General features: G+C 46.0%; 11 protein-coding genes. 4 read left to right on the top strand and 7 right to left on the bottom strand.

The window, feature by feature from the left end:
- Positions 1 to 204: 204 nt before the first annotated feature.
- The 4 genes from NC994_RS18915 to NC994_RS18900 form a co-directional block, all read right to left on the bottom strand.
- A complete protein-coding gene (locus NC994_RS18915; protein WP_190438344.1) occupies positions 205 to 1,326 on the bottom strand; it encodes an AI-2E family transporter in 1,122 nt (373 codons plus the stop codon).
- A gap of 227 nt (positions 1,327 to 1,553) precedes the next feature.
- Positions 1,554 to 2,960 carry a protein-glutamate O-methyltransferase CheR gene (locus NC994_RS18910; RefSeq protein ID WP_190438341.1) on the bottom strand — a complete coding sequence of 469 codons (1,407 nt, stop codon included), beginning with the start codon at positions 2,958 to 2,960 and terminating at the stop codon, positions 1,554 to 1,556.
- Between the two features lie 336 nt (positions 2,961 to 3,296).
- On the bottom strand, positions 3,297 to 3,449 hold the full coding sequence (locus NC994_RS18905) for a hypothetical protein (protein ID WP_190430722.1): 153 nt from the start codon (positions 3,447 to 3,449) through the stop codon (positions 3,297 to 3,299).
- A 757-nt stretch (positions 3,450 to 4,206) separates the two neighbouring features.
- On the bottom strand, positions 4,207 to 4,932 hold the full coding sequence (locus NC994_RS18900; RefSeq protein ID WP_190438337.1) for a Crp/Fnr family transcriptional regulator: 726 nt from the start codon (positions 4,930 to 4,932) through the stop codon (positions 4,207 to 4,209).
- Positions 4,933 to 5,285: 353 nt separating this feature from the next.
- Between NC994_RS18900 and NC994_RS18895 the strand changes: the two genes are divergently transcribed.
- From NC994_RS18895 to NC994_RS18885, 3 genes are all read left to right on the top strand, one after another.
- Positions 5,286 to 6,575, top strand: coding sequence for a cation:proton antiporter (locus NC994_RS18895; protein ID WP_190438333.1), 1,290 nt, complete (start codon positions 5,286 to 5,288; stop codon positions 6,573 to 6,575).
- A gap of 1,035 nt (positions 6,576 to 7,610) precedes the next feature.
- Entirely contained in the window at positions 7,611 to 10,793 is a 3,183-nt protein-coding gene (locus NC994_RS18890) for a DEAD/DEAH box helicase (RefSeq protein ID WP_190438328.1), read from the top strand.
- Between the two features lie 2 nt (positions 10,794 to 10,795).
- Complete coding sequence (locus NC994_RS18885; protein ID WP_190438325.1) at positions 10,796 to 11,635, top strand: SWIM zinc finger family protein; 840 nt, start codon at positions 10,796 to 10,798, stop codon at positions 11,633 to 11,635.
- Between the two features lie 98 nt (positions 11,636 to 11,733).
- Here the strand turns inward: NC994_RS18885 and aroF are convergent, their stop codons facing one another.
- Together aroF and NC994_RS18875 are read right to left on the bottom strand one after the other, a co-directional pair.
- Complete coding sequence (gene aroF, locus NC994_RS18880; RefSeq protein ID WP_190438322.1) at positions 11,734 to 12,633, bottom strand: 3-deoxy-7-phosphoheptulonate synthase; 900 nt, start codon at positions 12,631 to 12,633, stop codon at positions 11,734 to 11,736.
- Between the two features lie 530 nt (positions 12,634 to 13,163).
- Complete coding sequence (locus tag NC994_RS18875) at positions 13,164 to 14,066, bottom strand: EamA family transporter (protein ID WP_190438319.1); 903 nt, start codon at positions 14,064 to 14,066, stop codon at positions 13,164 to 13,166.
- 221 nt (positions 14,067 to 14,287) lie between these two features.
- Between NC994_RS18875 and cax the strand changes: the two genes are divergently transcribed.
- Complete coding sequence (cax, locus tag NC994_RS18870) at positions 14,288 to 15,385, top strand: calcium/proton exchanger (protein ID WP_190415026.1); 1,098 nt, start codon at positions 14,288 to 14,290, stop codon at positions 15,383 to 15,385.
- An 85-nt stretch (positions 15,386 to 15,470) separates the two neighbouring features.
- On the opposite strand, the gene NC994_RS18865 is transcribed toward cax, so the two are convergent.
- Positions 15,471 to 16,055 (bottom strand): DUF99 family protein, encoded by a 585-nt coding sequence (locus tag NC994_RS18865; RefSeq protein ID WP_190438358.1) that lies wholly within the window; start codon positions 16,053 to 16,055, stop codon positions 15,471 to 15,473.
- Between the last annotated feature and the right edge of the window lie 121 nt (positions 16,056 to 16,176).

Genomic DNA, 16,176 nt, shown 5'->3' with positions numbered 1-16,176 from the left:
TTTGTGATTACTTTAGCCCGTCGTTTAGGCTGTCGCACTGTTCCCGATTGTATCCGCGCTCTCGCCAATCAGGTTCACCAGGTTTTTCTCTGGCTAACATGAAACCACCCTGCTCTCCGCTTGCGGAGAGGGGTTGGGGGTGAGGTTCCGAGTTCAGCAAAGAATGCAGAGGTAAGCAAAGTTAAAAAAACGACCCAGAATTGACTACTTCATTGTTGAAGATTTGAGGGGAATAGCGGTGGAATCAGGTGAGGCTTCGACGATAACACCCGCTTTATTTTCGGCTATCAATTTAGGTTTTAAGTAAAGATTTTCCAACAGGACAGCGGCACCCGCCACCCAAGGAGGAACAATCAACGCGCCAAGAATGCCTAAAACCTGCGTTCCTCCTAGCACCCCCAGCAGTTGATACAAAGGATGGACTTTCACAGAAGAACCTACCAGTAGCGGATCGAGGACATAAGTTTCCACATTCTGGATAATCACGAACAACAGCAGCACCCACAGGAACGTCCACCCACCTTGAGAAACTGCCACGATGAGAGCGGGAATGGCTCCCAAAACTGGCCCCACAAAGGGGATCAAATTGGTGAAACCAGCGATCACGCCAAGTCCGAGTGCAAACTCTGATAGCCCTAAAAAACCTAAGCCAAGGGTAATCGCTACCCCTAAAATCCCTGAAACCGCAACTCGACCTTGGATATAATTCCCCATCCGCTGGCTCATCGGTGCCACTTGAGCCTCCAGACGTTCATCCCAAGGTGACGGGAATAGCTGCACCAAACCTTTAACCAGGTTTTGACTACCCGCCACCATATAACCGGAAATCAATAAAGCCAAAATTAAGCTAAAAACACCGCCAATAATTCCTCTGGTGATGTCGTAAGAGCGCAGCAGGACTTGTTGACTGGAACGAAACACCCACCTGGACAGCGCTTGGGTATCAAGGAGTTGGTTGACTAAATCGGGTCGCTCGTCGTTGTAACTGATTACAATTTTCTGAATGAGTGCCCGAAGATTTTCAATGTATATTGGCAAATTGACGGCAAGCAGTTGAATCTGCGCGGCTACGGTAGGGCCAATAATCAATCCCGCCCCAACGATGCCAGAAATTAGCGTTACATAAACAACAATGACCGCCAACCACCGGGGAAGCTGCAAGCGTTCAGCCTTGTCGATGAGGGGGGAAATCGTCGCTGCGATGACTACGGCAACCATGAGGATGACTAGGAGACTCCGCAGCTGCCATAGCAACACTCCCAACAAACTGGTGACGACAATTAGCAGGATATTCGATAGAGAAATCGCAGTGCGCCGCTCGAACATGATTTAGTAGCGATGGGCTAGGTGTAAACTACCTACACAAAGAATAGCGCTATCGTGTGGGCTTGCAGCGTCACCGAGAAATCCCTCTGTTTAGACTTGCGCCACTTTGTTGCAATACACACTCCTAACCTCACCCCCAACTCGATCTCCACAAGTGGAAAGGGGCCGCGATGGGGTTAAATTGCACTGCATGCCAACGAGAATTGCGATAAGAGGGACACAACGCGCTAGGCGACTCCATGAAATTTAGGTTGAGTCATCTTCTTTAACAAAGCTTTGGCTTGATTGAGTTCTTCGTTGCGCTGGTACAGTTCTTCACTGAGAGACTGCAACTCCTGATTCATCGTCTGTAGTTGTTCGTGGGTGGACTGGAGTTCCTCTTGAGTCCTGTTCAACTGTTTTTTGAGATCCAGACGTTCTTGTTGAACGGTTTTTAGCTCTTCTTGAAGCACCAGGAGTTGTGTCTGCTCGGTTGTTAACGCTTGATGGGTAGACGAGGGTTGCTTGGGTTTTACCTGTGGCTGAAACACTTGCTGGAACTCTGGCTGGAACACTTGCTGGAACACTTGCTGCAACTCTTGCTGCAACTCTTGCTGGAAGTATGAGGGTTGCTTTTCTAGAGGCTTCACTGCCTTTTCAGGGCTTGTCTGGGTAAGCGATCGCAACTCCTCTCCCTTAGTCTGGACACCTTTAGTCTGGACACCTTGGCTAGTCTGGACACCTTGGCGGATGCGATCGCGTTTGGAGTCCTGCACCTCAGATGCATTCAGATGCACATTCACCTTTGGCGTCTTTGTATAAACACGTCGCTTCAAATCTGCGGTGCTGAAAGTCTGAGGGCTGTTGAGCAGTCCCTCCGCATGACCTAATACGAGAAAGCCACTATCCCGGAGCGCAAAGTGAAAGCGGGACTGGATTTTTCGTTGGGCTTCGGGATTAAAATACATCAGGGCGTTGCGGCACATCAGCAGATCGAGACGGGAGATGGGCGCATCTTCAATCAAGTTGTGGCGACTAAACAGTAGCGCAGAACGCAACTCCTTATGAACAATGTAGCTGTTAGGAGTGCTATCAAAGTATTTCTCTAACAAAGCGGGAGGAATCCCCGCAACTTCCTTAGCCGTATAAGTTCCCTGACGAGCTTGCTTAAGAGCTTCCTCATCGATATCTGTGGCGTAGATTTTGACCCGCGCCTGGAACTGTTCGATTCCCAGTATCTCCGCAAGGATGATTGCTAACGAGTAAGCTTCCTCTCCAGAAGCGCATGCAGCACTCCAAACTCGAATCGGTTCGTCTGGTTCCTTCTTCGCAACGATCTGAGGGATCAGCTCGTGAGACAAATAATCCCAAACTGAGCGATCGCGGAAGAAAGAAGTAACATTGACTAAAAGTGTGTTAAATAGGTGAGTAAATTCTTGGGGATGCGCCTTTAGGTAATCAATATACTTTGTACAGCTGTCGATCCCCACTTTCTGTATCCGGCTCATTACCAGACGCATCAAACTAGGACGCTTGTAGCTGGTGAAATCAAAACCACGACTTCGCTTTATGTAGTCCAGCAAAGCTTCTAACTCATAAGCTGCTTTAGTCCGGGGCGGAGTCGTATAGGCAGTTGATTGTGATATTGGCATCATTTATCGTTATACAAGTAAAAGTGTAGCGACCTGTCAAGTAGAGGTATATTTTTTAGCAATTGTCCTAAATCGATCCCGCCTTGCCCCGCTTGCGGGGCAAGGCGGGATTTTGATGTTTATTTTTTTGATATTTAGCATCATCTAGATAAATTGCGACCGCTGTAATTACTTTATCGGTGAATGCATCTAGATTCATCCTCACAAAGTAGAGCAATCAGTAACAGATATTCCAACGGATGAAGAGGTCTTTAGCCTACCTTAATATCCAAGCAACCAACCTTGAGGACAAGGCACTCTGAAAGATAATTATCCACCTATTTTTAACAGGGAGTCGCACTACCAGGCTTCTAGGCTTCTTTGTTTTAAATTTCTAAGAATTTCTGAAACCAATTCTTTCTGCTTTGGAGTTAGTTTATTCCAACCATTTCCCCAAAGTTTTTCTTGGTTCGTATCATTATATGTAAAAGGCATTCTTGTTAAATTATTCATTTTACACCTCTTATTTCCTTTGACCCTGACAGATGGAAACTCCCTAATTCAGTCGTCTGTTAAAGGAGACAACAAGGGACACGAGAGGAACTTAATACTCGACTATTTCAAGCATAAACGCGAGTAACAGTAACGTCTGTCCGGTTTCGCACATATTTAGGGAAACCTACAAGATTTATCGGCATCTAGTCATGTTTTGTGGTCAAAAACCCCTTTTAGCTCAGCTTTGCTGAGACTTATCACATTTGTCAGTTGCCATCTTCGCCTTCATACTTGGCAACACGACGGAGCTTCAAAGCTGTCTATCTAATGATGTGTAACTGTCTCTTGTGATGGTGACGGTAGCATCTCACCATGTACTACGATTGTGCGCTTTGTGCTTGGCTCCCCTTAGTAGCGCTTAGGAAACCGCGCAGAATGACAGTTTCAGCTCAAGTTACACTTGGTACTATTTAAACAATAAACGCGATCGCAAACGCTGTCTGTCCGCTTTCGCACATACGAGAAAACAAACAATTTAAAAAGAATTTATCCGCCATTTACCCCGCGTCGCCCGCTTGAAGAATGAATTTGATAGCTATTCGTGAACCCAGGGTTGAATATTCTCCCCTCTCCGTGAAGGTCGAGGGGTTGGGGGTGAGGTTCCGAATCTATTGCATCCAAAAGAGAAACCCTATATACAACGCTCGCCCAATCATTAATCCTAGCCGCAGTTGTGCAACAGCATCTAGGGCAACACCATCTAGTACAACGCCATCTAACGGTGTTCCGTGCCAAGCAACCGACCGAACTCGGCTTTGATAATTCCATAACACTCGCAGGAGATCGCTTCCAAGTCGCCTTGATTCAGAATGGTGATTTTGCCACGGCTGTAGCGAATCGTTCCCGCTTTGCTGAGGGTGCCAGCCGCCACCGTGACGCCAGAACGGCGCGTGCCCAACATCTGGGCGATAAATTCCTGAGTGAGGGGAAACTGGTCTGATTCCACGCGATCCTGAACGGTTAGCAGCCACCGGGCAAGTCGCTCTTCTATCGTATGCAGGCGGTTGCAGGCGACTCCTTGAGAAACCTGAGTCAGCAGTGCTTGCGTATAGCGCAACAGCAGGCTTTGCAGTACCCCTCCCCGCTTAAACTCGGATCTGAGCTGCTCTGCCTTCATTCTCATGCCATTGCCTGCGACCTGCACCAACGCTCGGTTGCTCGTTTTGTTGCCTCCTAAAATTATGGGGAGACCTACCATTCCGTCATTACCCACCATTCCAGCTTCCACAGTCGAGCCATCTTCCAGCACGCTGAGTAAAGAAACAATTCCCTGTTGGGGAAAATAAACGTATTCAATTGGTACGCCAAGTTCGTAGAGGACTTGATTGAGTGGGAGCGAGACGGGTTCTAGATGGGGAACCAGACGTTCGTACTCCTCGTCAGGCAAAGCGGCAAGAAGTCGATTTTTTATTGGCTGAAGAGGATCTTTGGGGACTGACATGAGGAGTTTCCTTAATTTAGCCGTGTTAGAAAAGGCATCTAACGGCAGAAGGAGAAGAACTCAGTAAACCAATCCTAATACCAAAAGGTGTATTTTCTGAATAGAAAGCCGCACGCTTAGCAGGTTAAAGTCTTACAGCCGCTTACTGATGCTGTATTCATTCTAATGGGGTGTGAAATTTTCTCACATTAATAATATTCCCTAGATTCCTAGAGCAACTTTCTAGGTTATGTTGCAAAAACTTGCTGAAAAAAGTTTGGGTACGGAAATCGGGATGTAAGCGCTGATTCTATATAAACTCTCAGCACTTTACTCCTAGATACATCGCAACACTCCCGACCCAGAGGCATAGGATGTCGAATTTTGATCTCGTTTTAAAGTTATTGCTGCAACTAACCGTTATTCTCGCTACTTGTCGCATTGTGTCGATGATTGGGCGGCGCTATTTTGGTCAAACCGATGTTGTCTGCGAGATGATCGCGGGGGTGATGTTAGGGCCATCTCTGTTTGGTCTGCTGCTTCCTGATGTGCAGCAATGGCTGTTCCCCAAAGCCCCGATTGTGATTGATGCGGCGACGAAAATTCCCAACCCATCGATGTCGATTCTCTTTGCCATCAGCCAGATTGGGTTGGTCATTTATATGTTCTTGATCGGCTTAGAGTTTAATACCGATTTGATCAAGCGCCGAGTCAAGAGTGCCGGTTTGGTATCTGGGGCAGGAATTTTGGCTCCTTTTATCTTAGGCGCGATCGCAGCTTTGTTGTTGTACGGCAATGGCGAACTCTTCAAACCTGGAATTACTCGTCCGGCAGCAGCCTTATATCTGGGCGCATCCATGTCGATTACAGCATTTCCGATGCTCGCCCGGATGCTATACGAACGCGGCATCGCCAAAACCCGCTTCGGGACGCTGGCACTGGCAGCTGGTTCGATCGATGATGCGACGGCATGGTGTTTGCTGGCGATTGTACTTGCCAGCATTAAAGGCAGCGCCAGTATTGCCGCCTTTGCGATTGGCGGGGGTTTTGGCTACGTGTTGTTGATGATTTTCGTCGGACGACGGGCATTTACCTTCTTCGCACGTCGGACTCGGCAAGAGAAGGGCGTGACGATGCAAACCCTGACATTAGTTTTAGTCGTTTTGATGGTATGCGCGTGGTTTACCGATTTGGTAGGCATCTATGCGGTGTTTGGGGCGTTTATTCTGGGTACGGTGATGCCACGGGGCGAATTTGCCGATCAAGTGCGCCACCACACGGAGTTTTTGACGACTTCATTTTTGCTCCCCATTTTCTTCGTTTTCTCCGGACTGAACACGCAAATCGGGTTAGTCAACACGCCGCAACTCTGGGCGATCGCATTACTGATTATCCTGATAGCGATCGCGGGGAAAGGGCTAGCTTGTATGTTGGCAGCAAAACTCGCAGGTGAAAGTTGGCGCGAGTCCGCAACCATTGGGGCGTTAATGAACGCACGAGGATTGATGGAGTTAATTATCCTCAACATTGGTTTAGAGGAAGGTGTAATTACTCCAACCTTATTTACCATCATGGTCGTTATGGCAATTATCACTACCCTCATGGCATCCCCGCTGGTTTCATTATTGTTGCAAGGAACAAACTATGAACCTGTTCCCAGATAAGCCACGCCAGGTGCAAGTTTTTCTAATTCGCTCAAAGCCCTGGCAAATCTAACCCAGTCCCTTCCTCTTCAAAACCCCTCTACCGGGTCGGAGAGAGGTTTGGGGAGCCTGCTGTGCCTACAGATTTTAAAAAGGGGCTGAGGGTAGCGAAAATAAATTGCTGAAGAAATACAGAAAATTGCCAATAGCGATCGCAGATATAGCAATTCTATTTGAGTAATGAGCCAGCCCTTGAGATCCCCAACTTCTGTCTGGAAATCGCAGATCTCGCCTTCACAAATCATTTAGGATGCAGATAAGATAATCAGACAGAAAAGCCTTGACTCCAAAAGGAGTCAAGGCTTTTTTGCATAGACAATGAGTTGTTACAGCACAAGCGTTTACTACCTAAGACCGCTCTGATGGAGGGTTGCGCCTCCCCTCGGTAGTAACAAAGTGGAGGAAGCGACAAAAACTCCACACCTTCTAGGCCTTTTGTTATTTAAACCGTTCGGACATCTGACGTCGCTCTTCTTTGATGTCCGATTCTGGGCCACTGCGGCATAACGCCCATCCGGTGTTTTTTTCCTTAATCAGAATAACAATCGCCAATTTAAATGTTGTCGTGCTAGCGGTAGAACCGCTGTCAGTCTGTAGGTGCAACTACTAGCATAGCTAACATCTATCTCTGGTGGGAAAGTTCCGGGCTGTAACTGTGTATACAGCAACCACGACGGCTATCTGTACAAGCCTATTCACAAGAGGGTGAATCCCTCCAAAAGTCTCAGCCACAACTGAAATTAACCGTTTAGCATATTGGCTGCCTTTCTAAGACCAATCTTTGTTTTTTGTAGAAAGCTCTCTTTTACTCGGATTTTAACTTTTACCGTTACATTTTTTAATCCATAAGCCAGTTAGAAAACTTGACACTAGGAACGCAAACAGCTAAATAATTGCAACAGATAAGAAGCAATGTCCCCAAGGGACGACTTCTGCGAAAGGTTCGCATCCTTAACCCGCTACAATTTGAGAAAACTCTCCTTGAGGCATCTACCTATGAAAATCCTCCACGGTACTTGGATTCCTAAGGCAGAAGCTAATTTCCTACAAACAGGTGCATTTTACCTGTGGGTAGAAACCCCAATTTTAAAAAAACGCCGCAACTCGCAAAAAAACATCCATCCCAGCCATCTTGCAAAAGACGACTTGGAAGCTTTTCTAAGCAATGAACTGGGAATCGCCACAGCACCCTATCATAAGATTAGCGAGAATATTTCTACTCAATACATTGCTCTTCCCACCGCGAACAACCAGCCTCTTCCTTCTCCTGAATTAATTAAATATTTGGAAGAAGAAGTTAACGAAGACTATGAAGAATTTACGGACTGGGAAATTGATACCTATGAAGTGAACGCTAGGGTGAAAACCGGCAGTTATAGCTATGCCAAGGTCAATAATGTTATTAAACTGCTTAACGATCTTCACTTCTTGGCTTTACATAACTTTGGTGAAATTATTATCGGTTCAGACCTCCTATTTTGGTATCACTATACCCAAGCATTTAAACAAATTATATTCAAAGACCAATATATTCCCAGCCTCAAATATCGAGAACTTCCTGCTGTAACCAAAGGAAAACGCAAGCAAACCGCTAATTCCTTTGAAATTTATTCAGGATGGGAGATTGTTTCTGAAAAATACGAAACCTTAATTCAAAGATATGCAGACTATATGCCTCTAGTCTGCGTTGCCGGTTCTTCCGTACCCAGGACAACAGTAGAATTTTTTTCTAAAGAAAGCTTACTCCGTCACTTTTCTGAATGTCTGTTGCATGAAATTGTCACCCATACTCCCTCGACTGCTAAATTCGATCAGCAGATTACAGATACCATCCTTTATGATTGTTTCTATCCGGACAGCAAAAACCCGCAAACTACCGAAAAAGCTTTAGAAGAATACAAGCAGTGGTATGCCTGGAAAGCTAAACTAACCCGCAGCCAAAATACAGGGAATTTTGACCTCTGCTTTCAGTTACAAGAAGCTAACTCGGAAACAGATAACTGGCGAATTACTTTTTTGGCTACCTCCAAACAAGATCCCTCTTTAAAACTTTCTTTAGAGGATTATTGGCGGCTGAATCAGAAAAGTAAAAAAGATATTCAAAAATACTTTGGCAAAGATTTTGAAAATAATCTGCTTTTGAATTTGGGATATGCAGCGCGGATGTACCCTAAACTATGGCAGGGATTGGAAACTGACCAGCCAATCGGGTTGCAACTTAATCTGCAAGAAGCCTTTGAATTTCTCAAAGAAAGCGCCTGGGTATTAGAAGATTCCGGTTACACAGTCATCGTTCCCGCCTGGTGGACGCCGGATGGTCGTCGGAAAGCTAGAGTTCGGCTGAAAACGTCTTCTCGAAGCGTTGGTAAATCCAAAGCTGCTAACAAAGGATACTTTAATTTAGACGCGATTGTTGAGTATCAATACGAGCTATCAATTGGCGGTCAGCCGGTTACTCAAAAAGAATGGCAGCAACTCGTCAAAGCTAAAACGCCGCTGGTGCAATTTCGCGGTCAGTGGATAGAACTAGACCAAGAAAAGATGCAGCAGATGTTGGAATTCTGGCAATCTCAGGCTAAAGAACAGCCAGAAATGACTTTGTTAGATTTCATGAAATTAGCCGCAGCAGCGGAGGATGATATTGAAGTCGAGCATGACCAGACATTGTCAGAAATGATGGCGAAATTGGAGGATAAAAGTAGACTGGAGCCGGTTCAAAATCCGCCGAAGTTGCAGGGAAATTTACGCGAATACCAAAAACGCGGCGTGTCCTGGTTGCAATATTTAGAAACGCTCGGTCTAAATGGTTGTCTTGCTGATGATATGGGATTGGGTAAGTCGGTTCAAGTCATTGCTCGGCTGGTGAATGAAAAAGAATCGACAAATTCAGTTTTACCAACTTTATTAATTGCACCGACATCAGTTGTTGGAAATTGGCAAAAAGAAATCGAAAAATTTGCGCCTCATCTACAAGCAATGGTGCATCATGGCAGTAGCCGCATTCAACAAGTCGCTGATTTTAAAGAAGCTTGCCTTAAGCATGATGTCGTGATTACATCGTTTACTTTGGCTCGAAAAGATGAAAAACTTTTGCATAGTCTGAAATGGCATCGAGTGGTGGTGGATGAAGCGCAAAATATCAAAAATCCTAAAGCTGCTCAAACCAAGGCGATTTTAAAGTTGACCGCTAACCATCGACTGGCATTAACAGGAACACCAGTAGAAAATAGGTTACTGGATTTATGGTCAATTTTTAACTTTCTAAATCCTGGTTATTTGGGTAAAGAAGCACAATTTCGTAAGGGTTTTGAGATTCCGATTCAGAAAGACAATAATCGGGTGAAGTCTACGACCTTGAAGAAATTGGTAGAACCTTTTATTTTACGTCGAGTCAAGACCGACCAATCAATTATTAACGATCTACCGGATAAAGTCGAACAAAAATTATATTGCAATTTGACAAAAGAACAAGCTTCTCTTTATGAAGCTGTCGTTAAAGATGTGAGCGAAAAAATTAATGATTCCGAAGGCATTCAGCGCAAAGGGTTAATTTTGTCAACCTTGCTGAGGCTGAAACAAATTTGCAATCATCCAGCGCAATTTTTACAAGATGGGAGCGAATTTTCAACCGAGCGATCGCATAAACTTAGCCGTCTTGCAGAAATGGTTGAGGAAGCCATTTCTGAAGGCGAAAGTTTGTTAATTTTTAGCCAATTCAAGGAAATATGCGACGCTCTAGAAAAACACCTCAAACATACTTGTCACTACAACACTTATTACATTCATGGAGGCACCAACCGCAACAAGCGAGAACAAATGATTACCGAATTTCAAAACCCAGAAACTGAACCATCAGTGTTTATTCTCTCTCTCAAAGCTGGCGGCGTTGGCATTACGCTAACGAAAGCAAATCACGTCTTTCACTTTGACCGCTGGTGGAACCCCGCCGTTGAAGATCAGGCGACAGATAGAGCTTTTCGGATTGGTCAGAATAAAAATGTATTTGTTCACAAATTTATTGCAATTGGGACTTTGGAAGAACGCATCGATAAAATGATTGAAGATAAGAAAAAGCTGTCTTCTGCTGTTGTTGGTACCGATGAAGCTTGGCTGACAGAACTTGATAACGAAGCCTTTAAACAACTGATTTCACTGAACAAAGCTGCAATCTTGGAGTAATCATGGCTCAATTTAGCCGTACCTGGTGGGGAAAACGCTTCATTCAAGCCTTAGAAGCTTTTACCGATCCTGCGAGATTAGGACGAGGACGTTCCTATGCGAATGGGGGGAAAGTCCTCCACTACAAAATTGACCAGAATGAAATTAATGCTGTTGTCAAAGGTTCAGTGAATCCCTATTTTGGAGTTTATAAAGAGCCAACCTATATTATCAATATTGAAATTACACCGATTGATGAATCCAGTTGGTCGAAGGCGATTAAATACCTTTCATCAAAAGCTAGCTTTGTCTCCAAGCTATTGATGAATGAAGTTCCCGATAATATTGAAGATGCTTTTTCTGAGCTAGGATTGCATCTTCTCCCCCACAATCGCAAAGATTTTAAAACCAATTGTTCTTGTCCAGATTACGCCAATCCCTGCAAACACATCGCGGGTGTCTACTACTTGGTAGCGTCCCAACTAGACCACAATCCGTTTCTCTTGTTTGAACTCAGAGGCTTATCTAAAGAAGCACTGCAAGCTGAACTGGCAAAATCTCCTTTAGGAGAGGTTTTATCCACTGAACTCACAGCAAAAGAAATCCCTTTAGAACCCTCCGCGTCTTACTACACTCCACTGGAAAAAGTCCCGGTTACGGAGAAGATAAATCATAGAGAATTTTGGCTGGGGACTAAGCGACTGCCTCAAACTGTTGAAGTGGCATCGCTGGCAAGCTTGCCAGCAATTTTGATTAAAAAGCAGGGGGATTTTCCGCCTTTTTGGAAGAAAGATAGTTCTTTTATTGAAGTGATGGAGGAGTTTTATGAGCGGGTGAAAACAAAAAATAAAGATGTGATGTAATCCTGCTGATTTCTCCCCCGCCTTGTCTCTACAAGGCGGGCGAATACTCGCGTATAACTTAAAGAAGATTGCTATCGCGGCAGAATCAATCAATAGGATTAAGCCGTTAGTCCACATGGTTTCTTGGCAGAGAAATGAATAGGGGCAGGTTTTAAACTGAAACCCGCCCCTACTTCGGATATATTTCGCCCAACCGCTGCTGCTACAGGTCTTAAGCTATGAACGAGATCCACCATATCTTCTAAGGAAAGCGCCTGACGAGCATCGGAAACAGATTTTTCGGGTTCTGGATGACACTCAATAATTAAGCCATCTGCACCACAAGCGATCGCTGCCTTTGCCAAAGGTGCTACCAATTCCCGCTTACCGACGGCATGAGACGGATCGACAATGACTGGCAAGTGGGTTATCTGCTTCAAAGCTGCTACCGCGCCTAAATCCAGCACATTGCGCGTATAGTTATCGAAGCTGCGAATACCCCGTTCGCACAGCACCACATCGGGATTGCCGTGGCTTAAAATATATTCCGCCGCCATCACAAATTCTTCAATCGTAGAAGCTAGACCACGTTTGAGCAATATTGGCTTGCCAGCTTGTCCCAAAGCTTTCAGCAAATCGAAGTTTTGCATATTACGGCTCCCAATTTGCAGCATATCCGCATGAGTCGCAACAGCTTCTATTTGCCCAATTGACATCACTTCTGTGACGACGGGTATGCCATAACGCGATCGCACATCTGCCAAAATCTGGAGTCCTTCCACTCCCATTCCCTGGAACGCATAAGGAGAGGTACGGGGTTTGTAGACACCGCCACGCAGCGCCTGAACGGGCGCTGCGGCGAGTTGGCTAGCGACAGTTTCCATCTGTTCCAAGCTTTCCACTGTACAAGGCCCCCCGATGATCGCAAGTTCCGTCCCACCGATGGAAACTTGTTCGGAAAGTTTGACAGTAGTTTGGTGATTGGCGTGGGATTGCGAGGCGAGTTTGGCGTTAATCATGGTTTGAGTCTCCTTGAAGCTAAAAGATTTTTCTGACCCTTCCTTGCAGGAGGGAGTAGGGCGAGGGAGTTGACAAAAAAGCCCGGAACCTTTTCTAGTTCCGGGCTATAGACGATTCATTGGCATGACGCTATTTACCCGGAACTTGTGGGCCAAAAATAAAAGCCATAAAACCAGCTACTGAAATAGGTCATCACCATGAAAAGTTGCTCCTTAAAACAAAAAAAACCGCAGATTTTACTCTGCGGTTCACCGGGCGGTTCCAATGCGGGCACTGGATTCACTGCCGGTGAACCGTCCTAAACCAATAAAAGTAAAAACTACTGCTGAACATAGGGGGAAGCGTCTAATTTGGTCTAATTCTGAAAATTGACTGCGTACCTGAGAATTCTGGCAAAAGCCACTTTTTTCTAGGTCGCTATGGAACTTATCACTCTTTTATTTAAGTTTTATGCAATAAGTCCATTCATCCATGAACTTAGCAAAGGGATCAAATTGCGTCAAGACCCCTGCGAGGGTAAATCAAGCGACTAATCTTGAGGAAACGCCTGAATTAACACCACAGAACTGACTACCAGTAACCCTCCCAATATTTGTCTGCCTACGAGTTGCTCTCCCAGGAAAACGATTCCCAGCAGCACTGTCACCACGGGTTCGATGGTGGAGAGAATGGCAGCTCTGGAGGTTCCCAGCCGCTGGATACCCGCGAACAAGGTAACGATGGGCAGCACCGTTGCGATCACTGCCAACCCGGCGATTGTCCCTAGGGCAATGCTCGTTTGGGGAATAATCAGCCCCCGCCCCAAGCAAGCAGCTCCCATAAAAGAGAGGGCGGCTCCGAGAGACAGATAGGCACTGGTTGTCACCGGAGAGAGCGATCGCACTAATCTCGCCCCAAAGGTTAGATAAAGTGCGTACCAGGCTCCCGATGCGATCCCCAGCCCTAACCCTAAAGGCTGCACGGTAGTTCCACCCAAATCGGCAGTCAGCAAACAGCCGGTGAGGGCTAAACCGAGGGCAATCTTCCGGTAGAACCCAGGGCGATCGCCTTCGATTACCCACGCCAAGACAGTGACAAAGGCAGGATAGGTGTAAAGCAACAAAGCAGCAACGCCAGCACTGGTGTAAGCAAGAGCGCCAAAGAACAGAGTTGCTTGAATCGCATACCCCACGCCTCCTAAAAGGGTGGACGCGATCGCATCTTGCGGTTTTAAGCGCCACTCGTCTCGCCACACTAGCCAAGACCAGAGTATCGCCGCTGCGCCTGTAAACCGCCAAGCCAGCGTGCTGGGCAAATCTAATCCTTCCGCATAGGCAAGCTTAGCGAATATCGCCAGCGTTGCAAAACCCGTCGCGGAGACGGCTATCAGAGCAACTCCCACTCGATTGGGGCGAGGCGCGGTTCTTCCTTCCTCTCGTTTGTCGTTTGGCATCGAGTCCTCCTGCTTCTACATCAGCATACGAGAAACGACAGGGTGCAATTGACAAGTTTCCAGATATTCTTACAGAGGTGAGAGGTGCCCAATTTTCGATGACATCAAGCAGTGAAAGTATGACTCGTCTCAACCATCCAGGGGAGAACTCGTTGCTACTTTCCTACGTCTCATCGGGTGGGAAAATTCATCATGCTCTGCAATTTCAGCCACAATTCGCTATGTCAATCAAGAAAATTATTTCTTACGTCCTGCTAATTTTTGTACCCATTTCAATTGCTGCTGAATATTTAGGGTGGGGTTCGCTTGCCATTTTTATTACATCAGGGATCGCGATCGTCCCCCTAGCAATTTGGTTAAGCACTGCGACTGAAGAAGTTGCCGTCGTTACGGGGCCTTCGATTGGTGCATTGTTAAATGCAGTCTTTGGAAATGCAACCGAGCTAATTATTGCTTTAGCAGCTCTAAATGCTGGTTTAGTTGACATTGTTAAAGCAAGTATTACTGGAACAATTATCAGTAATTTACTCCTAGTCATGGGACTTTCCATGCTTTTAGGAGGACTGCGCTATAAAGAACAGGAATTCAAGCCGATTGTGGCGCGAGTGAATGGTTCCTCGATGACGCTGGCAGCGATCGCCCTTATTTTGCCTACGACGGTCATCAATACCTCAAATGGTGTTCCACTCGATGCAATTCGCAATCTCTCCCTCACAGTTGCCACTGTGTTAATCGTAGTTTATGCTCTGACGTTACTGTTTTCTTTAAAAACTCATAGCTATCTTTACGAGGTGGGATTAGTCGATTTAGACTCACCAAATTCAATCGGTTCTGAAGCTGAATCAACTGCCCACAAACCGAATCTTTGGCTCTGGATTGGTGTGTTAGTAGCCTCTACGGTTGCAGTTGCCTTTGAGTCAGAGATTTTTGTGGGAGTTGTGGAGGAAGCAACAAAGGGTCTGGGTTTGACTCCCTTATTTACAGGTGTTGTTCTGTTGCCTCTAGTTGGCGGTGCTGCCGAATATGTAACTGCGGTCAACGTTGCTCTCAAAAACAATATGGATTTATCCGTTTCTGTGGCGATGGGGTCTAGTTTATTAGTTGCCCTGCTCGTGGCTCCAATTTTAGTTTTGGTAGGAGTTGTCATTGGTCAACCAATGGATCTCAACTTCAATCCTTTTGAAGTGATTGCGGTAGCGATCGCTGTCACTGTTGCCAATCTTATCAGTCTAGACGGACGCTCTAACTGGTTAGAAGGCGTACTGCTCTTAGCAACCTACATCGTTTTGGGAGCAGCTTTTTACTTTCATCCCGCCTAATGGTTGTTTTTTGATAATTGGGAAAAAGTTTTGAGTTAAAGGACTTTCGCTCGCCTCAAAACTCAAAACTCTCATTACCAAATCCTTACGCCGAACGTCCGCTTTCTCCCTTCACCACCGCTGCTCCAATTAAATGCGCCAGACGTAATGCCTCTGGAACGTTGCCGCAGTCAGTCAGACGTTGCAGCACCGCAGCTGTTACGTCTGGCTCAGCACCGCACACTTGGAAAAAGAATGGCGGGAAGGTATAAATTCCACCAGCACGCTGCAAAAGCTTGAGCCGTCGCTCTGGCTGTGGCAAGTGGTGAATGGCTTGTTTGACGGCGGCTAAATCAGGCTGACGCCGCATTACGGCAACGCAAGGGAGTTCCAATCGCTCGGCAAGCTTAGGAAGGTCAATCACATTAAAACCGCCAAAAGCGATGCCGTCGAGCAGCACTAAGTGTAATTGCGGCAAGAACTTTTTACCGATCAGTAGCTTACAAACGGTATCAGTTGCATTCCAGCCATCTTGCCGCACCTTTCCCCACACCATGCCCTCAAAGCGGGTGCCTGCACAAACGATCCCAGCGATGGAGGCACTACCACCCCTACGGCGTGCGAACGGCGCATCATCGAAGCCGATGACGCGAATTAGGCGATTGAGTCGGAGTAAAGATTCAAGATTCATCTCACACCAAAAGAGCGATCGCATCCGTGATTTTAAGCTAATTTTCCCTTTTAGAAGCGCTTAAAGTAGCATTTTTGAGCTTAAGAAACTAAGCCATACTAATCGCCCTAAAAAAGCTTAT

Source organism: Trichocoleus sp. AS-A1, from assembly GCF_039962015.1.
Taxonomy (GTDB): domain Bacteria; phylum Cyanobacteriota; class Cyanobacteriia; order Cyanobacteriales; family FACHB-T130; genus FACHB-T130.
This window is presented reverse-complemented; position numbering and strand designations above follow the sequence as displayed.